Below are 18,017 nucleotides of genomic sequence, written 5' to 3'. Positions count from 1 at the left end.
ATGGTTCCGAAGGTAGCGCAGGTCCGGGGCCGGTCATGCCCGCCCTGCCCCTTGAATACTACCCGGACCAAAATCCCGCACGCGGGCCAGCACGGCAAGGGGCCTTGCAGCAGGTTGCGCAGACACCGGCGCTGAGTGCTGGCGGCAGGCAGGTGGTGGTGCGGTTCTGGCCGCTTGCCGGTGGGGTACAGGCGCGGGCTCGATGTCTGAAACAGACAGCTCATCGTGCGGCTCTGACTGTGCCGGGCGGCGCAGGGTGCGCGGGTCACGTGTGGCCTCGAAATAGCCTTTGAGCAGGCCAACCAGCACGGCAGCGCCCAGCGCCAGTATCCCGGCCGCCGCTATGGCCGCATTGCGCAAGGAGCGCGCCTGCGCTGGCGGCGTTGCCCGCTCGACGATACGCACCGAATCCGCAATGCCGGATGCACCGCCCCGGCGCGAAGAAGCCGCGGCAAACTGCAAGGCCAGACGCCCTGCAGCCTCGCCGCGCGAACTGGCCTCCCGGCTCAGCCGGTCATACTGGCTGGAAAGCCCGGCCAGCCGGTCGGCCTGAGCGCGGGCGGCCTCCAGCTGCGAGCGAAGCGTGGCGGCAAGACGCGCCTGCGCGGCGGCTTCGGACTCGCGTTGAAGGCGCGCGGTGTCGAGCTCCTGATAGACCGGATTGGCGCCTGTGCGCCGCTGCCCCGCACCATCCGCCCCGCCAGACTGCACCAGCTCGCGCAGGGCGCGGATTTCGCGGTCAAGTGCCTGAACCGGCGGCGCGTCATCCTGATAGCGCGATGTCAGCTCGCGGCGGCGGACCTCCAGCGCGAGAAGCTGGCCCGTCACATCATTTTCCACATAAAGCTCAATGGATTGCGGCATGTCCCGCAAGCGCTGAGACAGGGCCGCAGCCCCTCCACGCGCAGACTGCGTCGCAGCCTCGGCTGCCAGAAGGGAGTTTTCCAGCTCGGTCATGCGCGTGACCAGCGCCAGACGCTCTGCCTGAAAATCGACAATGGCGTTTTCGGTCAGGAAAGTACGCAGATTGGTCTCGGCCACGGCCGCGGCAATTTCGGCGGCGGCCAGGCGCTGGCCCAGCGCGTCGGCGCCGTCTTCGACCAGCACTTCGCGGCGATAGGCAAGGTAGGCATCCACGATGGCGTTCAGCACATTGGCTGCCGATTGCGGTGTCTCCCCGGCATAGCTGGCATGCAGCACGCTGGCATGGGGCGCGCGCTCGACCTGGAAGCTTGTGCGCATCTCGCGCAGCACTGCAGGCTGGGGCGAGCTGCCCTGACGCTCGATGGCGAGGCGGCGAACAGTTTCCGAGTTGAGGATTTCCGCTTCCGACTGCAACACCTGATCGAGCGTGAACGCGCCGCCGGAGCCTGCCGCGCCCGGTGCCTGATCTTCCTGATCCAGCAGGACCAGAAGCCGCGACTGCGCGACATATTCAGGCTTCAGGACAAACCAGGCTGCGGCCGCCATCGGCACGAAAAGAAGCACGAAAACGATGACGATCAGCAGCTTCTGCGACCATGCCAGTGCCAGCAGGTCAAACAGATCCAGCTCCCGGCGGCCCATGCCTGCCGGGGCGGCGTTTCCTGAAGCGGGACCGCGCGTTGATTCCATAAGCGACATCTGGCGGGGGTGCGCTTAATTTTTTCTTAGCCCGGCTCGCTGAAGGCTACACTTCATCAAATATGTCAGTGACTCGAAGGTGGCGACCCATGGGCGAATTTGACTGGACACGGCGCAACGCGCTCGCTGCTCTGCTGGCTGGCAGTGCAGCAATTGGTCTTTCCGCCTGCGGCGGGCGCGCGCGTCCGACTGCCAACGGATTCGAGCCATCGCGCTTCCAGGCATGGACCAGCGGCGATCCGGTTTACCGGCTCTATCCCGGCGATGCGATTGAAGTGACGGTCCACACCGCGCCGGAATTGTCGCGCGAGGTGGAAATCGGCCCGGACGGCCGCGCAAGCCTGCCGCTTGTGGGCGGGGTGATGGTGTCGCAAAAGACAGCGCCGGAAGCTGCACGGGCCATCGCAGACGGGTATTCACGGGTGCTTCGCGACCCCATCGTGGAGGTGCGCCCCCTCAGCTTTGGCTCACAGCGCATTCTGGTCGGCGGCGAGGTGAACGCGCCGGGCCCCTACCCGCTGCCGGACGGCCGGACAGGCGTGCTCGAAGCCATCATGTTTGCTGGCGGCTTCCAGACCACCGCGCGGCGCAACTCGGTCGTCGTCCTGCGGCGTGCGCCCGATGGCGGCGCGATGATGCGCACGGTTGATGTACGCTCCGCACTGCGCGGACAGCCGACCGACATGATCCCGCTGGCCCGGCACGATGTCGTGTTCGTGCCGCGCTCGACCATTGCCGAGGTCAATCTGTTCGTCGACCAGTTCGTGCGCGGCATCCTGCCGCTCGATGCAGGCTTCAACTACCTGCTGTTCGAGGCAACGCGCAACTGACCGGCAGACCAGCCTAGTGACGGGTGGAGAGCCACTCGCGCGCCGCGCGCTGTGCCGCCGCGATGTCTTCGGTACCCATCTCGCTGGACACTTCCCTGCGGTAGTGCTTTGCCGGCTCAGAGCCCATCAGGGCTGCCAGGTTGAACCATTTGTGCGCCTCGACATAGTCGACAACGCCGCCCTGGCCCGTTGAGTAGAGCAGGCCGAGCTTGCACAAATCCTCGCCGGTCGGATCGGTATTGATCGCGTCGTGAACCTGACGGGTTTCCACATCGGTGAAAGCCATTTGTCTTCCCCATTCCATTTGGGTTCTGCGGGGCTTTGCCCTCGTCTCGAACCCGTGATTGACACCCCACCACCCACGCAAGGTTTTGCGTTGGTGTGAGGGCATATTCGCGGGGAATGGTATCCACAGGGTTAAGGCAAACTAAGAATAATGCATTTTAAGCATTTATTTTTGTTAGACTTTCCTACCAAGAAGTAACTCACGCATCGCGATATCGATGCGCTGTCCCAGCCCGGCCCGGCCGGTTACGCGCACGCTGAAAGCCGATGTCAGCGCCGCCAGCACAATGCCAAGAGCCAGCGCGGCAAACACGCCCGCCAGCACAAATCGCTCCCAGGCTTCGGCGGTGACGGGGCTGGCCTGACCCTCACCGCGATCCAGCGCCAGCGCGCCGCGCCCGTGAAAATGCGCCAGCGCCAGCGTGCGCGGCCCCGCCTCCAGCGACAGGCGGCGCAGGCGCGCGGCGTCCTGCGGCGTTTCCAGCAGGGCGGTCAGCCGGATGGCATCAATGTTGGAGGTGTAGCGCGCCACCGCGCCCAGCTCACTGGCAATGGCGTGAAGTGTCTGTTCATTGGCCGATTGAAGTTCTGACCGGAAGGCGTCATCCACTTGCCCGGCCAGCAGGGCGGCGCGCAGCAGGCGCGCGCCCTGTCCCGCCCCGGCATCACGGCCCATGCGCGCCAGCGCGCATTCCAGTGGCTCTCCAGCGGGGCAATGAGCAAGAGCGGCCATCTGGTCGGACTGAAGCCAAAGCTCGCCTGCCCCGGCTGACAGGCCGGGCAGCAGGGCGAGATTGAGCGCGCCGTCCTCATGGCCAGCGAAGAAGGCGGCCTGAAACGGCTGAACTGCGTCGTAGAGCCGCCCGGCGCGTTCTAACCGCGTGCGGACCGCAGCGGGGGCGAGCCCTGCCGCTGCAGCGCGTCCTGAATGTCCTCGCGCATGCTCCATCTGGCGATTCCACGCCGATTCCAGCTCCCGCGTCCGGACCCAGACTGGCAATGCTCTGAGGATGGCCTCTGCCTCCGGGGATGATCGAGCATGCAATTCCGCCCACACCATACTGGAGAAGCGTTCCCGGCCAGCCATCGGCTCGAATGCGGCCAGCAGGCTTGCGGCAAGCGCGTTGTCGGGCGGCAGCCCTGCGCGTGGCTGCATGGCGGTTTCCAGCTCATTGCTCCAGATCGAGGCCGCTGTGGCCGCGTCCGGCGCCAGTGAGGCAAAGGCGTCGTTCACGCGTCCGGCGCGGTCAGGCATATCGGCTACAGGGTTCAGATGGCGCATGCCGTCAAACGCCGAGAAGCCGGCCAAGGCCACGAGAACAGCAAAGACGGCAGGGCGCGCGAGAGCCGCCAGTGCCTGCCAGCCCCACCATATCAGGCGCCGCGGCAATCCGGCTTCACGCGGGTGACGCACGCGCCGCGCGCGCGCCTGAACCCTCTCAAGGCTGTATCTCGATCCCCGTCGTGCCACGCTTTCCCCCTTACGCACGCCCTATCCAAGCATGGCGGGCGGGAGGCTTCAACGTATTGCAGAAAGGTGTCATCCCCCGCTTCATGCGGGGGACCCATGCCTCTGTTGGTTGCGCAACGCGTCCGCGTTGCGATGTTCCGCGAATACCCGCCTACGCGGGCACAGTTAGTCGCGGGCGCGCGTTCGCGCTTTTCAGGCCGCTACGCGGCCTGCAAGTAATCCGTTGTTCAAAGGCCAGAGGCATGGGTGGCCCGGACAAGCCGGGCCATGACAACATGGAAGAACTGAGGTCCTAAAGCGCCTTCTGCCCAAACAATATCGCGCGGGCCTTTTTGGCTTCCTCGGAGTCTTCGGCGAGGTTGGAACGCAGCTCCTTGCCTGCATCGCGGCCCCGGCGCAAAGCCGGGCGCTCTTTCAGCCGCTCCACCCAGGCTTTCAGGTTCGGGAAGTCATCGAGATTCTGGCCCTGCCCCTCAGGCAGTATCCACGGCCAGGCCGCCATGTCGGCGATGGAGTATGGCCCGGCGAGGTATTCGCGGTCGGCAAGCCGCCGGTCGAGCACGCCATAAAGCCGGTTCACCTCATTGGTGTAGCGGTTCGCGCCGTATTCGAGCTTGGTCTCGTCCGGTTCGATCTTTTTCGCGTAGGAGCGGAAATGGTGCGCCTGACCTGCCATCGGCCCCAGCCCGCCCATCTGCCAGTAGAGCCATTGCTCCACCTCTGCCTGCTCGCGCGGATTGGCGCCGTAGAACTTGCCCGTCTTGCGGGCGAGATATTGCAGGATCGCACCGCTTTCAAAAATCGAGATCGGCTTGCCGTCCGGGCCGTCCGGATCAGTAATGGCGGGCATGCGGTTATTGGGGCTGATGGCAAGGAATTCCGGCCTGAACTGCTCGCCCGCGCCGATATTCACCGGCCGGATCACGTAAGGCAGGCCCATCTCCTCCAGCGCAATGGTGACCTTCCAGCCATTAGGCGTCGGCCAGTAAAATACATCGATGGGGGATTGGGACATGGGACACCTTTTGCTTGGCGCGCGACATTGGGCCGCGTGATTATGACTGGCAAGTTGTCCGTCATCGCTGCATCGTCAAGGGTAAGCGCCCTTCATCTCTGCCATAAGACGCGCTAAATGCCCTGCCCCTTTTCCCAAGCTGGTAGACCGACCATGAGCGCCATCCTGCAAGACCTGATAAAGCCCGTTTCTTTCGCGCAGGCTGCACGCGACCCGCAAGGCTTTGCCGATGCGCTGTGCGGCAGTTTCCGCGAGTTCGGCTTTGCGGTGGTCAGCGATCACACGATCGATCAGGACGTGATCGACCGCGCCATTGCCGACACAAAAGCCTTCTTCGCGCTGCCAGACGACACCAAGCGGCAATACCACCAGCCCGGCGGCGGCGGGCAGCGCGGCTATACGCCGTTCGGCGTGGAAGCGGCCAAGGGCGCCGCGGCTGTAGACCTGAAGGAATTCTGGCATCGGGGGCGCGACCTGCCCGAGGGTCACCGCTATTCAGATGTGATGCCTGCCAATGTGCCGGTCAGTGACCCCGCCAGCTTCGACGAGACAACGCGCGATCTGTTTGATGCGCTGGACGCGATGGGCCGCATCCTGCTGAAAGCCATCGCGCGCCATCTGGACTTGCCGGAAAACTGGTTCGAGGCACGCGTCGCCGAGGGCAATTCCATTCTGCGCCTCCTGCACTACCCGCCCGTCAGAGGCGAGCCGGACGGCGTGCGCGCAGGCGCGCATGAGGACATCAATGTCATCACCCTGCTGCTGGGCGCTGAGGAAGCGGGCCTGCAGGTGAAGACGCGCTCCGGCGAATGGCTGGCCATCAACCCGCCGCCGGGCGCTCTGGTGGTCAATGTGGGCGACATGCTGCAACGCCTGACCAACCATGTCCTGCCCTCAACCACGCACCGCGTGGTGAACCCCAGCGCGGAGCGCATGGCCTTCTCACGCTACTCCACGCCCTTCTTCCTGCACTTCGCGCCGGACGTGGAGATCAAGACCCTGCCGCAATGCGTCAGCGCGGATAATCCCGACCGCTATTTGCAGCCCATCACCGCCCATGAGTATCTTATGGAGCGGCTGCGCGAGATTCGCCTCGCTTAAGAGTTTCCTTGCGCGCTGGCCGCCAACGGGGGAGGTCAGCGCATGGCAGGGCAGCGCAGTCCGGAAGACAGTATCCAGATCATCCGCCTGATGACGCGGCTGAACGGCATTGCCATTATCGCCTGGCAGGGCGGAGAGGCTCTCACCCTCATTGGCGGGGCGGGTCTTGGCGTTGGCTATCTCGCCTCGGGCATCGGGTTCGGGGTCTGGCTGGTCAGCGCGATTTTGTGGATATGGATCGTGATTTTCGCCCGCCAGCGCTGGAAGCTGGACATTCTGGGCGATGCCATCGCGCGGCAGGTTTTCATCCGCACCGGGCGGACAGCCTTGCCTGTGCTGGTGGTCTGCCTGGTTGTAGGCGGGGCTGTGACAATGTTCACCGCCATCTCCGGCGAGATTGCCTTGCGGATTTCCATCGCTGCCGTCGCAGGCACTGCGTTGCTCAGCGCGGCAGCGAACGACAAGGCCCTGCGCCCGGCCGCGGCATCTCAATAGACAACAACGATTGCCGCTAGTGGTATTATTTATTTTGTTGATTGCGTGCCAGACCGTATGTTGATGGCAGGCGCAGTTTCTGACTGACCAACCTCTTATACTGTGATCGCTCCTGTTCCCCGGGCAGGAGCGCTTTCTTATGCGGTCATACGCGCCTGCATCACTATTTTGTCACAGGATTTGATGCGGTGCGGCGTTGTATCTGCCGGATCGACTCCCTAGCTTAAGCGTTACGCACATATCTCTGTTCACAAGCAGCCTTGCGCGAGGGCGCGCGAGGCCAGGAGGATTCATGACCCCATCAAAACGTCCCAACCGTCACAATCGCGAACCGCGTATCGATATTGCCCGTGTGGGCGAGGCCGGCACCATTCTGGCACTTGCCGCTCCGGGCTTCTCCGTGCCTGACCTGAACGCCGCGGCCAGCGCCGCCGAGCGCTCCGGCTACAAGCTGAAGGTCGCCTCCAGCGCCCGCGCACTGGTATCTGGCCGCACGGAAACCGGCGAGGAAATGAACTTCGTCGTAGATACCAGTTTTGACGATGTAGCGGCTGATGAGGGCGCGGGGCTGGTGCTTCCCGGCGGCCGGCGCGCAGTCGACGCATTGAACGATTCCAATACGGCGCTGCGGCTTGTCCAAGACATGTTTGCCAGCGGCCGGCCCATCTTCGCTGCCGGCGAGGCTCTTGCCATGCTGGCCGAAGTATCCGGCAAGGAAATCGGCGATGCCGACGCGGCCCTTGCCCTGAATGGCGAGGTGTTTGCCGCCAGCGGCGAAACCGCCCGCGACGATGTCGCCAAGGTGTTCGCGGAGTCGCTGCAGACGCAGACATCTGAAGCCGCGTAACGCACCGCGCCTGAAACAGAAAAAAGCCCCGGAGCATGACGCACCGGGGCTTTTTCATGCCTGACTGGCGATAAGGCCCTAACCTTCCCAGTTGCGCGGCAGCCAGCGTGCCGCCAGGAACATGAAGCCGGCCGCGACCAGATAGAGGCACGAGCCGATCAGGATCGAGTAGCGCAGCGATTCATCGCCAAAGGCAGGCGCCAGCAGGGTGGACAGCTCGCCAAGCACATAGATGCCCACCCCGATCCCCAAGAGATTATTGATCAGCAGGAAGATCGATGACGCCACCGTGCGCATCGATGCGGGCACGAGATTCTGGAAGGCCGACAGGACCGGCCCCAGCCAGGCCAGTGCCAGCGCGTTCGGGATGATGAAGACGAAGAAGGCAATCGTCGCGTTCGGCGCCAGCACACCCACCGCGTAGAACGGCATGGTGAAGAGGAAGGCGATGCCCGGCACCAGCGCGTACCAGGCTTTGGACTTCTTGCCGACCCAGTCGGAGATGAAGCCGCCAAGAATAATCCCTGCCGCACCGCCGATAATCAGCAAGCCGCCGAACATCCAGCCCGTGGTGACGAGATCAAGCCCATAGGAGCGCGCCAGGAAGCTCGGCACCCAGAAGAAAACGCCATAGCCCATCATGGACGAGCAGGCCGCGCCGAAGGTGAGGAACCAGAAGGCGGGCTTCTTCAGAAGCACGCGGATGACCGCAAAGAAGCTCGGCTTGGCTGCCTTGACGTCCAGCTTGACCGTATCCAGCTGGCCGCGCGCGGGCTCGCGCACTGTCAGGCGGAAGATCGGGGCGAGCAGGATGCCGGCAAGACCGACAATGATGAAGGCCCAGCGCCAGTCCAGCCCCTCGCCGATATTGCCGCTGGCGATCTGCGCGCCTGCGATGACGCCAAATGCGCTGCCAAGCGGAATGCCGAGCGAATAGAAGGCGAGCGCGCGGGCGCGTGCCTGCGGCGGGAAATAGTCGGCGATGAGGGAGTAGGACGGGGCCACCCCGCCTGCCTCACCCACGCCGACGCCTACACGCGCGGCAAAGAGTTGCCAGAAATTCTGGGCCATGCCGCACAGCGCGGTAAAGCCGCTCCAGACACCCAGCGCGATGGTGATGATCCATACCCGGTTGGTGCGGTCGGCCAGCCAGGCTATCGGCACGCCCAGCACCGAGTAGAGCAGCGCAAAGGCAATGCCGCCCAGAAGGCCGAGCTGGCGGTCGTCCAGCCCCAGCTCCTCGCGGATCGGGATGGCGAGAATGGAGATGATCTGCCGGTCGAGAAAGTTGAACGCATAGACCAGGAACAGCATCACCATCACATACCCGCGATACAGGTTGGATGGCGGCTTGGGCACGGTGGTCGCAGCGGCTACACCCGGCGCGCCCGGCAGCGTCTCACTCATGGAATATCCCCCGGCAGGTAATGGTTCCGTGCTGATCGCGTCAGCATCTCTTGATGGCATTGTGACCCGCTGGCCTCAGGGTGCAAAAGAAAAACGCCGCCGGAGCTGCAAAGCATCCGGCGGCGTCTTCTCAGCCGTCCCCCGGCCTAGAACCGATAGGCGAAAGTGGCCGTGACGGTACGCGGATCGCCGTAGAAGGCGGTCAGGTTGCCTTCGAGGCCCAGCGTGGTCGCCGTAACGAAGTCGTATCCGGACACTCTGTAGCGCTCGTCGGTCAGGTTGCGGCCATGCAGGCCCGCCTGCCAACGGCCGTCACCGGAGTTCCACACCATGGAGGCGTTCCAGAGCGTGTAGGCATCCTGGTCAAGCGGACCAACAAACTCGAATTGGCTGTAGGAACCGCGATAGGCCAGCGTGTTGATGACCGACAGGTCGCCACCGGCCAGCGGCACGTTATAGGCCAGCGTGCCGGACGCCATCCATTCGGGCGTATTCTGAACGACGGCAGTATCGGAAACATCAACGCCAAGCGCATTGATGAACTGGTCATATTGCGCGTTGATATAGCCAACAGCCCAATTGAAGTTCCAGGAGTCGCCCTGCACGAAAGCGTCCTCGGCAAGAGCCAGATTGCCTTCATACTCGACGCCCCAGATCGTGGCCGCGCCGGCATTGGTGGTCACGCCGGTAAACGTGTCGGCAATGCCATCGCCGGTCGTGTCCTGGCCAATAGAGCCGGGCACCTGCACATCGGTATAATCATTATAGAAGACAGCGAGCGCATGACGGTAGCGCGGTCCGGTGAATTTCCAGCCTGCCTCATACGCGTCCACCGTTTCCGGGTTGAAGCGCATGAACTCGAACACGTCGATACCGGCTGCTACCGCAACCGAGGTCTGGCCGCGCGGATCAAAGCTGCCGCCTTTGAAGCCTTGCGAGAAGCTGGCGTAGAAATTGTGCTCCGGCGAGGGCCGGTAGGCGATCGAGACGCGCGGGCTGAAATCGCTCCAGCTCTCGGAGCCTTCAAAGTCCGAGGTCGTCTGGATCAGCGTCGGGTTGCCGCCAAAGAACTCGGAGAAGCCGCCAATATAGGTCCGGCGCAGCACGCGCGAGGACCGCTCGTCGTGGGTGTAGCGCCCACCAACCGAGAGTGACCATTCCGGGGTCAGGTCATAGGTGAAATCGGCAAAAACCGACCAGGTATCGGTCTCGACATTGCCAAATGTCTGGGCATTCAGTCCGGGAAGGCTGAGAAGGGTGCCAGTCGTGCCTAGCAGCACGTCGAACACCGTCGAGGCAGTGGCGTCGAGATAGTAGAAGCCGATAATCCCGTCCATCCGGTCGCCCGAATAGAGCAGCTGGAATTCCTGGCTGAACTGCTCGTTCTCATAGATAGCCGGCACGTCAAGGTCGGCTGCGGGAAGCGAGTCAAAGTCGATCGGCGTGGTGGAGCTGTCCTCGCGGTAAGCCGTGATCGAGCGCAACGTCCACATATCGTTCAGGCGGAAGTCCGCCGACAATGAAACGCCTTCGCCTTCAACCTGCTGGCGCACCACATCAAGGCCCGCGCGGGTGTCGAACACATTGTCGAGCACCGGAGCACCGGAAAGCGCGCCAGGCAGCAGGCGGTGACCACCGCGCGGGTTGGAGCTGTCCTCAACCCGGTCATAGGCAAGGCGCACGAAGATGGAATCATTGGGCTCGAACTCGGCCGAGATGCGGCCCGCCCACACATCCTTGTTATAGTTGTCGGCGCCGGTGAAGAGATTGGTCCCGAAGCCGTCACGGGTGTAGCGCGCTATGGCACCGCCCACCCGGAAGGTGTCAGACAGCGGGGCGGAGCCGGACAGGATCGTGTCGAACTGGTTATAGGAGCCGACATTGACGCGCGCGGAGAAGGTCGGCTCGTCAGACAGGCGGCGGGTCACATATTTCACCGCGCCACCGACCGTGTTGCGGCCATAGAGCGTGCCCTGCGGGCCGCGCAGCACCTCGATGCGTTCCACATCGAAAATGTCGAGCACGGCGGCCTGCGGACGGTTCAGATACACATCATCGACATAAAGGCCGACGCCCGCTTCAAAGCCCGCCACCGGGTCCTGCTGGCCAATGCCGCGGATGAAGGCAGTCAGCGTGGTGTTGGTGCCGCGTGACACTTCCAGGGTCACGTTCGGCGTCGTCTGGGCGATGACGGTGATGTCCTGTGCGCCAATTTGCTCCAGCTGGGCACCGGAATAGGCGGTAACCGAAACCGGTACGTCCTGGAGCGACTCCTCGCGGCGGCGGGCCGTAACCGTGATGATCTCGGTGCCGGGTGCGGCACCCGTCTCCTGAGCCAGGGCGGCGGGTGTCATGAATGCAAGCGGGGACACGCCGGCAAGCGCAGCGGCCACACCAAATGTGCGCAGTTTCGTTTTCATGGTGATCCTCCCAATCGAATCATCTGGCGCCTGATCCATGCCAAGCGTCTCGCGTCGAATTACTTTCAACGTTGAATGAAATGTCAATTGGTATCACACTCGAAGCGAGTCACGAGCTGAGGAGTGATGCCATGCGGCAACAGATTGCCATCGACGCGCGCGGTGAACCGGCTAAAAGTCGTGCCATGGCCACACGTACAAAAACCCGCCCGCAAAACCGCCGAGGCGAGAAGACCCGCGCCGCGCTGCTGGACGCCGCCGAATCGCTGTTCGCCGAGACCGGTTTTCACGCCGTCACGGTGCGCGAGATTGCCCGCAAGGCAGGCGCCGACCCGGCACTCGTCACCTATTATTTTGGCGGCAAGCGCGAGCTTTTCGACGAGGTGCTGCTGCGCCGCGCCACCGAGCTGAACGCCATCCGCCTGAAAGAGCTCGAAGAGCTGGAGGCCAATGCAGGCCCCGATGGCCCGACGGTGGAGGAGATCATCAATGCCTTCACCCATCCGCTGCTGGACCGTACCGCCAATGGCGGGCCGGGATGGAAAAGCTATTTCGCGCTGATCGGCCAGATCACCAACACGCCCGAATGGGGCGCGGCGGTGATGAACAAGTATTTCGATCCCATCGTGATCCGCTTTCTCGAAGCGCTGCGCCCGAAAATCCCGGACTGCACGGAGGAAGACCTGTTCTGGAGCTATCATTTCCTGTCAGGCGTGCTGGTCCTGACCTTCGCCCAGACCGGCCGGATTGACGTGTTGTCGAAGGGCTTATGCAAATCCTCGGATATTGCCAGCGTGCACGAGCGCATGCCCGGCTTCATCGCGGCCGGCATATTATATCTTCAGGAGCGCTCACGGGCGCAAAAGAATGGCGGAGCGACCAAGGCATGAGCGTGTTCTCACAGCATTATTTCACGGCGCCTGACGGCATCCGCACCGCCTACCGGCGTTATGAAGGTGGCCAGAGCGGCAAGCTTCCCGTGCTCTGCCTGCACGGGCTGACGCGCAATAGCCGCGATTTCGAGGAGGTTTCCCCGCGCATTGCCGCGATGGGTCACACCGTGATCGCGGTGGATGTGCGCGGGCGGGGCCTGTCTGATCGGGGCACCCCGCCGGACAGCTATAACCCGGAAGTCTATGTCAATGACGTGCTGGGCCTTCTGAAGAGCGAAGGGATCGACAAGGTGATCTCGCTTGGCACTTCGATGGGCGGGATCATGACCATGATCCTCGCTGCAAAGCGCCCCGAATTGCTGGCTGGCGCCCTTATCAACGATATCGGGCCGGAGCTGGACCCGGCGGGGCTTGATCGCATCGCGGGCTATGTCGGCCGCACCACCAGCGCATTTGAGAACTGGCACGAGGCCGCCGACGCCATCCGCGCGGTCAATGGCGATGCCTTCCCCGACGAGACGGGCGAAGACTTCTGGCTGGCCTTTGCCCGGCGCACGTGCCGGGAACTGGAAAGCGGGCGGGTGGAGCTGGACTATGATCCGGCGATTGCCGAGCCCTTCCGCCAGCCCGACCGCGCCCTGCCGCCAGACATGTGGCCGCTTTATGATGCGCTGACCCCTGTGCCGCTGGTCGTGGTGCGCGGCGCGATCTCCGACCTGCTCTCACGTGAGGGCTTTGAAAAGATGAAGGCGCGCCATCCGGACTTCACCGGGGTGGAGATACCGCGCGTGGGCCATGCGCCCCTGCTGACCGAGCCGCCTGCACGCGCCGCCATTGATGGCCTGCTGGCACGGCTGAGCTGATAGACGAAAACAGGGGAGTAAGGGCGATGCGCGGATTTCTGCTGACACTTCTTGGCATTCTGATCCTGCTGGCGGTGGTGGCCATTGCCGCCTTTGTCTGGCTGACGCGAACCCCTGAGCCGGCCCCGCCGCCCGAGCCTGCCGCTGGCGAACGCACCGTAGAGGCCGCAGGGCTGAACTGGCGGGTGCGCGAGGACGGCCCTGCAGGCGCGCCTGCCATCGTCCTGATCCACGGCTTTTCGCACTCTCTGGAGAGCTTTGACGGCTGGGCCGAGGCGCTGTCCGGTGACTACCGGATCATCCGTTTTGACCTGCCGGGCCACGGCGTCACCGGCCCGCATCCTGATGGCGCCTATTCCAACGAGGATACGGCTGCGCAAGTGGCGGAACTTCTGGACACGCTGGAGCTGGACCGGTTTGCCATCGGCGGCAATTCGCTGGGCGGGCTGGTGTCATGGCGCTATGCCGCCGCCAACCCCGATCGCGTGGCTGGCCTCGTTCTGGTAAGCCCTGGCGGCTATTCTATCAATAATGTCGGCGATGAGCCGGTGGAGGTGCCGCTACCTGTGCAGCTGTACCTGCGCCTCGCGCCGGATGCCGGCGTGCGCATGGCCACGCAGACATTATACGGCGATCCGTCACGCCTGACCGAGGACCGTATCGCCCAGATCGGCCAGATGATGCGCCAGCCCGGCGTCGGTGAAGCCCTCATTGCCCGGCTGCAGCAATTCACCCTGCCGGATCCAGAGCCCTTGCTCGCCACGATAGACGCCCCAGCCCTCATATTGTGGGGAACAGCTGACACCGTCGTCCCGGCCAGCCACGGCCCGCGCTTTGTCGATGCGATGCCGGGTGCCCGCCTCATCACCTATGATGGTGCAGGCCACATGCTGATGGAGGAATACCCGGCCGAGACGGCTGCCGATGTACAAGTGTTCCTGCAGGTGCTGGACTGGTAGGAGCTAATCCTCGAACACGATCTCCGGTGCCGGGCGGTTCGCCGTCCGGGCCGTCTCCAGCATGGCGCTGGCGGCGCGCTCGAACGCTCCGGCCAGCGGCCCGTCTTCCAGCGCCACCAACCGGCCTTCATCGCTGGCAACCCGCAAGGACGGGTGAAGCGGTATCTCGCCCAGAAACGGAATGCCCATCTGCCCGGCTTCGGCGCGCGCACCGCCGCGCCCGAAAATCTCGCTTCCCTCCCCGCAATGCGGACACAGGAAGAAGCTCATATTCTCGATCATGCCGAGCACCGGAATCTCGGTGCGTTCAAACAGGGCCATCGCCTTGCGCGCATCGTCCAGCGCCACGGTCTGCGGGGTCGATACAATCACCGCGCCGCTGATTGGCACGCCTTGCGCGATGGCGAGCTGGGCATCGCCGGTGCCGGGCGGCATGTCGATAATGAGAACGTCCAGCGGGCCATCGCCGCCGTCCCAGTTCACCTCCGTCAGGAACTGACGGATTGCGCCCGTCACCATCGGGCCGCGCCAGACAACCGGCTCACGCTCACCGACCAGAAAACCGGTGGAGACCAGCTTCACGCCATGCGCGCGCAACGGCTCGATACCGGCATCGGTCTTGCGCAGGCCCGGTGCATCCGTGAGGCCGAACAGGCGCGGCGCGCTGGGTCCGAACACATCGGCGTCCACCAGCCCGGTGCGCAGTCCCTGGCGCACGCAGGCTCCGGCCAGATTGGCCGCGATCGTGGATTTGCCGACCCCGCCCTTGCCGGAACCGACGGCGATAATCACCGGTGCGGGCGGCTTGAACGGCGCAGGCTCGCTGCGTCTCGCGGCAGGCGCAGACTGACGCTCGCTCTCAACGATGACCCTGACCCGCTCAATACCCGCAACGCCCAGCAGTGCGGCCTCGACCGCGGTGCGGACACCAGCTTCATCGGTGCCGCCCGCATCCTCCGGCGGCGCAAGCACCACGGTGGCTACACCCTTGCGCACATCAATGGCTGACACCCGCCGATGCACGTCGGGAAGCTGCGTTTCGAGCGCGCGGCGGGCTGTGTGGGCTGAATCGTCCTGCATCATATGCTGATAAACCAGCTCGCCTCTCGCATCTACCGGCGCTAGCGGCTGGCTTTATGGTTAATTTTTTGGATCAGATGCAAACCTGGTGCGTTTCCACTTTCAGATGAAGGCCCGCACCGCTATGGTTAACAGATGATTACCGTGTGCGGGCTGAGGGGAAAGGTCGGCTACGGTAGCCGCGAGGGGAGTAACGAGCACAATGTCGAGGGAGGGTGATTCCCGGTATTCGCGGCGGCAGGACGACCCGGTCAGTCCCATGGTCGTGCTGTTGTCGGTTGTCGTCCTGCTCGTCATTGTCGTGATCGCGGGCTATGTGATGTGGCCGTGCAGCGACCGGCCCGGCAGTTTCAAGCAGTGCCAGATTGACCGCTTTCTCCTCGGTACGGCGGTAGAGGATGCCTGCCGGCGCGAGGGTCAGTTCACGCAGTTCGGCGACCTTCAGCACAGCGCGTTCAGCGCCGATCCCATTCAGATTCCATCCCGCTATGCCGGATCGCACAACAGGTTTGCATCCCACCGCACACCAGGCCCGGAAGTGCTGGGCCGGCTACCCTCCTATGGCCGATCGGTGGGTTCGCTGCGCCAGCGCGAACGGGCCACAATCAACTGCGCGTGTGTGAGGGACCAGCTTATTTCACTCGGCGGAAGGGGCGGCCTGTCACCGGAAGCCGAGCTAATCATTTACCGGCTGCTGGAGGTGGAGCGGCGCCCCCTGTCGCTGACCAATCTGATGCAGTTCCTGCCTCCGCGGGACACCGCCAGGGTGCAGCAGGCCATTTACAACCCCTCCCCCGGCGGCTGCCGGGAACCCGTTACCCCGCTGGGTGGCACCTATCCGCCCCGGCCCTGGTATGTGCGCTGGGACATGTGCGGTTTTGAGGATGGCGACCCTCACCGGCCACGCGCGGCCCTCTATGTCGATGTCAGCCGCGACTATTATGAATGCATGTCGCGGGAGAATGCCGCCCGGCTATATGCCGAAGGCGCGCGCTACTGGCTGCTGCTGGGCGATGCAGAGCTCGCCCGCACCGACATACAGTGCGTATGGGACAGCGAGTATGACGGGTTCTGCCCCGGCGGTTTCCGCGACGGCTATACCTATCTGCGCCATAATGATTACGAACCTGTCCAGACCGCGCTGGACCTTGCCATGCAAAACTGGCGGCGTGCATCGGACTGGGGACGCCATTTTGGCGCGCAGGCGTCGCTGATGGCCCAGCGGCGGCTGCAGGCGCATACCGTGCAGTGCCAGAGCTCCCCGGACGGTTCCAGCCTGCGGCGGATATCACGCTTCGGCCCGGACGGGGTTGGCGAAGTGATACGCCTCTCCCTGCGCCAGCGTGCGCTGACCTCGCTGGGCTACCATTCCGGGCCGGTAGACGGCTATTACGGCCCCGAAACACGCGAGGCGGTGCGCGGTTTCCAGCGCGAGCTGGGCTTTGACGAGACCGGCGCCCTCACCCCCCGCCAGACCACGCTATTGATCTGCCATGCGGCCCAGACGGCGCGCGAAGCCAGCGTGCAGAACACACTCGGCATCATGTACGCCACCGGGCTGGGCGTGGAGCAGAATACCGATCTGGCGCTGGAATGGCTGGAAACGGCGGCCCGGCGCAATGATGAAGACGCCTATTTCAACCTCGCCATCATCTACGGAACCGGCGCGGTGCTGGGCAGCTACCGGCTGTGCGGCATTATCGAGAATTTCGAACGGGCCGAGTCCTATCTGGCAGAGGCAGCCCGGCTCGGTCACCCGGTCGCCCGGCGCTGGCGGAGCAGCCCTGAGTACAACCGCCTGCCCTCGCCGCGCGCACGCTGGGAAACCATAGCCGAGCGCATCCGGTCAGCGGCCATCGAGGGCGGGGGCCTGTTCTATCTTGAGTGGGAGGACCGCCATGTGCGCCTTCCCGACATTGATCTTCTGCCGCCCGGCTGTCTGGACGCCGAGCGGTTCCAGGGGCGCTGACAATGACTATGCACGCGCTGCCAGCCCCTGTGCGCCAAACCCAAGTTGAAGGATGTATGCCATGAGCCTGGTCCGGATTTCAGCCACTCTTGCGGGCTTTTCGCTGCTGGCGGCCTGCGCTGCCCCGCAGCAATCGGTCCCGGCCCGCGATGTCCATGCGCTCGAGACGGCCGAACGCATCTGCAATATCGGCAGCCTGACGCAGGAATATAACCGCCTGCGCAATGAGGTGCGCACCGTGGTCACCCCGTCACACTGGACGTCCAACTGGATACTCGCGCCCTGGCCGAGGACCTATATGGACAGCCATTCCAGCGAGTCATCCAACCGGGATGAAAACGTGAATGTCCGCCCGCCATTCGGCCCGTCCACGCCGACGATCGATCTGGTGCGCACCTTCGAGGTTGATCTGGACGCGTCCTACCGGGCCTCGACCTCGTCCTGCCAGGCATATGCGGCGTGCATGTATCAGAACCGCTATAGCGAAGTGCACTGCCAGCGCTCCGCTGCCGACTGGCAGATCGCGCAAGACCGCTTCCAGAACCTGTCCTACCGGCTGGCCGATGTGCGCGTCCAGATGGCCCAGATCTGTCCCGACTGCCCGCCGGCCATCGTCGTTCCCCGCCATCGCCATTACGGCCATGGCCATGGCTACCCGCCGCGCCACTACGCGCCCTACCGGCGCGCACGCCATTGCGAGGATTATATCGGCGGAGTGTTCACCACCAGCGCCTGCCGGCGCTAGGGTCCATACTCGAT

The 18,017-nt window shown here is 64.0% G+C and carries 16 protein-coding genes; 9 read left to right on the top strand and 7 right to left on the bottom strand.

What is annotated here, in order from left to right; genetic code table 11:
* Positions 1 to 33: 33 nt before the first annotated feature.
* Positions 34 to 1,614, bottom strand: a complete 1,581-nt coding sequence (locus AB6B38_RS02985; RefSeq protein WP_371394254.1) for a GumC family protein — start codon at positions 1,612 to 1,614, stop codon at positions 34 to 36.
* Between the two features lie 98 nt (positions 1,615 to 1,712).
* On the opposite strand from AB6B38_RS02985, the gene AB6B38_RS02980 reads away from it, so the two are divergent.
* Positions 1,713 to 2,453, top strand: a complete 741-nt coding sequence (locus AB6B38_RS02980; RefSeq protein ID WP_371394252.1) for a polysaccharide biosynthesis/export family protein — start codon at positions 1,713 to 1,715, stop codon at positions 2,451 to 2,453.
* Between the two features lie 13 nt (positions 2,454 to 2,466).
* On the opposite strand, the gene AB6B38_RS02975 is transcribed toward AB6B38_RS02980, so the two are convergent.
* From AB6B38_RS02975 to AB6B38_RS02965, 3 genes are all read right to left on the bottom strand, one after another.
* On the bottom strand, positions 2,467 to 2,739 hold the full coding sequence (locus AB6B38_RS02975) for a hypothetical protein (protein WP_371394250.1): 273 nt from the start codon (positions 2,737 to 2,739) through the stop codon (positions 2,467 to 2,469).
* 174 nt (positions 2,740 to 2,913) lie between these two features.
* Positions 2,914 to 4,209 (bottom strand): hypothetical protein, encoded by a 1,296-nt coding sequence (locus AB6B38_RS02970; protein WP_371394249.1) that lies wholly within the window; start codon positions 4,207 to 4,209, stop codon positions 2,914 to 2,916.
* A 292-nt stretch (positions 4,210 to 4,501) separates the two neighbouring features.
* A complete protein-coding gene (locus AB6B38_RS02965; protein ID WP_371394248.1) occupies positions 4,502 to 5,224 on the bottom strand; it encodes a glutathione S-transferase family protein in 723 nt (240 codons plus the stop codon).
* 153 nt (positions 5,225 to 5,377) lie between these two features.
* Between AB6B38_RS02965 and AB6B38_RS02960 the strand changes: the two genes are divergently transcribed.
* The 3 genes from AB6B38_RS02960 (at position 5,378) to AB6B38_RS02950 (ending at position 7,667) form a co-directional block, all read left to right on the top strand.
* A complete protein-coding gene (locus AB6B38_RS02960; protein WP_371394246.1) occupies positions 5,378 to 6,325 on the top strand; it encodes an isopenicillin N synthase family dioxygenase in 948 nt (315 codons plus the stop codon).
* Between the two features lie 42 nt (positions 6,326 to 6,367).
* Complete coding sequence (locus tag AB6B38_RS02955) at positions 6,368 to 6,820, top strand: hypothetical protein (protein WP_371394245.1); 453 nt, start codon at positions 6,368 to 6,370, stop codon at positions 6,818 to 6,820.
* Between the two features lie 292 nt (positions 6,821 to 7,112).
* Positions 7,113 to 7,667 (top strand): DJ-1/PfpI family protein, encoded by a 555-nt coding sequence (locus AB6B38_RS02950; protein WP_371394243.1) that lies wholly within the window; start codon positions 7,113 to 7,115, stop codon positions 7,665 to 7,667.
* A 78-nt stretch (positions 7,668 to 7,745) separates the two neighbouring features.
* Here AB6B38_RS02950 and AB6B38_RS02945 read toward each other — a convergent pair whose 3' ends face one another.
* Together AB6B38_RS02945 and AB6B38_RS02940 are read right to left on the bottom strand one after the other, a co-directional pair.
* The gene (locus tag AB6B38_RS02945) at positions 7,746 to 9,074 is read right to left on the bottom strand and encodes a spinster family MFS transporter (RefSeq protein ID WP_371394242.1); all 1,329 of its coding nucleotides are present in this window, start codon (positions 9,072 to 9,074) and stop codon (positions 7,746 to 7,748) included.
* A gap of 146 nt (positions 9,075 to 9,220) precedes the next feature.
* A complete protein-coding gene (locus AB6B38_RS02940) occupies positions 9,221 to 11,494 on the bottom strand; it encodes a TonB-dependent receptor (RefSeq protein WP_371394241.1) in 2,274 nt (757 codons plus the stop codon).
* Positions 11,495 to 11,625: 131 nt separating this feature from the next.
* On the opposite strand from AB6B38_RS02940, the gene AB6B38_RS02935 reads away from it, so the two are divergent.
* The 3 genes from AB6B38_RS02935 to AB6B38_RS02925 are packed head-to-tail and all read left to right on the top strand — an operon-like array spanning position 11,626 to position 14,209.
* On the top strand, positions 11,626 to 12,384 hold the full coding sequence (locus AB6B38_RS02935; RefSeq protein WP_371394240.1) for a TetR/AcrR family transcriptional regulator: 759 nt from the start codon (positions 11,626 to 11,628) through the stop codon (positions 12,382 to 12,384).
* Positions 12,381 to 13,250 carry an alpha/beta fold hydrolase gene (locus tag AB6B38_RS02930; RefSeq protein WP_371394238.1) on the top strand — a complete coding sequence of 290 codons (870 nt, stop codon included), beginning with the start codon at positions 12,381 to 12,383 and terminating at the stop codon, positions 13,248 to 13,250. Before AB6B38_RS02935 ends, AB6B38_RS02930 begins: the two co-directional genes overlap by 4 nt.
* Positions 13,251 to 13,276: 26 nt before the next feature.
* The gene (locus AB6B38_RS02925) at positions 13,277 to 14,209 is read left to right on the top strand and encodes an alpha/beta fold hydrolase (RefSeq protein WP_371394237.1); all 933 of its coding nucleotides are present in this window, start codon (positions 13,277 to 13,279) and stop codon (positions 14,207 to 14,209) included.
* A 3-nt stretch (positions 14,210 to 14,212) separates the two neighbouring features.
* Here AB6B38_RS02925 and AB6B38_RS02920 read toward each other — a convergent pair whose 3' ends face one another.
* Positions 14,213 to 15,292, bottom strand: coding sequence for an Mrp/NBP35 family ATP-binding protein (locus tag AB6B38_RS02920; protein WP_371394235.1), 1,080 nt, complete (start codon positions 15,290 to 15,292; stop codon positions 14,213 to 14,215).
* A 199-nt stretch (positions 15,293 to 15,491) separates the two neighbouring features.
* Between AB6B38_RS02920 and AB6B38_RS02915 the strand changes: the two genes are divergently transcribed.
* Together AB6B38_RS02915 and AB6B38_RS02910 are read left to right on the top strand one after the other, a co-directional pair.
* Positions 15,492 to 17,258 (top strand): peptidoglycan-binding protein, encoded by a 1,767-nt coding sequence (locus AB6B38_RS02915; protein WP_371394233.1) that lies wholly within the window; start codon positions 15,492 to 15,494, stop codon positions 17,256 to 17,258.
* A gap of 61 nt (positions 17,259 to 17,319) precedes the next feature.
* Positions 17,320 to 18,003: a hypothetical protein gene (locus AB6B38_RS02910; protein WP_371394232.1), complete on the top strand. Its 684-nt coding sequence runs from the start codon at positions 17,320 to 17,322 to the stop codon at positions 18,001 to 18,003.
* Positions 18,004 to 18,017: the final 14 nt, after the last annotated feature.

The sequence above is a fragment of the Glycocaulis abyssi genome, assembly GCF_041429775.1.
Taxonomy (GTDB): Bacteria; Pseudomonadota; Alphaproteobacteria; order Caulobacterales; family Maricaulaceae; genus Glycocaulis; species Glycocaulis abyssi.
Note: the sequence above shows the minus strand (reverse complement) of the source record. Positions and strands in the feature narration are given on the sequence as shown.

Bases quoted from the DNA above. Each gene is read 5' to 3' on its own strand.
- AB6B38_RS02985 (WP_371394254.1), bottom strand. From the start codon at position 1,614: ATGGAATCAACGCGCGGTCCCGCTTCAGGAAACGCCGCCCCGGCAGGC.
- AB6B38_RS02980 (WP_371394252.1), top strand. From the start codon at position 1,713: ATGGGCGAATTTGACTGGACACGGCGCAACGCGCTCGCTGCTCTGCTG.
- AB6B38_RS02975 (WP_371394250.1), bottom strand. From the start codon at position 2,739: ATGGCTTTCACCGATGTGGAAACCCGTCAGGTTCACGACGCGATCAAT.
- AB6B38_RS02965 (WP_371394248.1), bottom strand. From the start codon at position 5,224: ATGTCCCAATCCCCCATCGATGTATTTTACTGGCCGACGCCTAATGGC.
- AB6B38_RS02960 (WP_371394246.1), top strand. From the start codon at position 5,378: ATGAGCGCCATCCTGCAAGACCTGATAAAGCCCGTTTCTTTCGCGCAG.
- AB6B38_RS02955 (WP_371394245.1), top strand. From the start codon at position 6,368: ATGGCAGGGCAGCGCAGTCCGGAAGACAGTATCCAGATCATCCGCCTG.
- AB6B38_RS02950 (WP_371394243.1), top strand. From the start codon at position 7,113: ATGACCCCATCAAAACGTCCCAACCGTCACAATCGCGAACCGCGTATC.
- AB6B38_RS02945 (WP_371394242.1), bottom strand. From the start codon at position 9,074: ATGAGTGAGACGCTGCCGGGCGCGCCGGGTGTAGCCGCTGCGACCACC.
- AB6B38_RS02940 (WP_371394241.1), bottom strand. From the start codon at position 11,494: ATGAAAACGAAACTGCGCACATTTGGTGTGGCCGCTGCGCTTGCCGGC.
- AB6B38_RS02935 (WP_371394240.1), top strand. From the start codon at position 11,626: ATGCGGCAACAGATTGCCATCGACGCGCGCGGTGAACCGGCTAAAAGT.
- AB6B38_RS02930 (WP_371394238.1), top strand. From the start codon at position 12,381: ATGAGCGTGTTCTCACAGCATTATTTCACGGCGCCTGACGGCATCCGC.
- AB6B38_RS02925 (WP_371394237.1), top strand. From the start codon at position 13,277: ATGCGCGGATTTCTGCTGACACTTCTTGGCATTCTGATCCTGCTGGCG.
- AB6B38_RS02920 (WP_371394235.1), bottom strand. From the start codon at position 15,292: ATGATGCAGGACGATTCAGCCCACACAGCCCGCCGCGCGCTCGAAACG.
- AB6B38_RS02915 (WP_371394233.1), top strand. From the start codon at position 15,492: ATGTCGAGGGAGGGTGATTCCCGGTATTCGCGGCGGCAGGACGACCCG.
- AB6B38_RS02910 (WP_371394232.1), top strand. From the start codon at position 17,320: ATGAGCCTGGTCCGGATTTCAGCCACTCTTGCGGGCTTTTCGCTGCTG.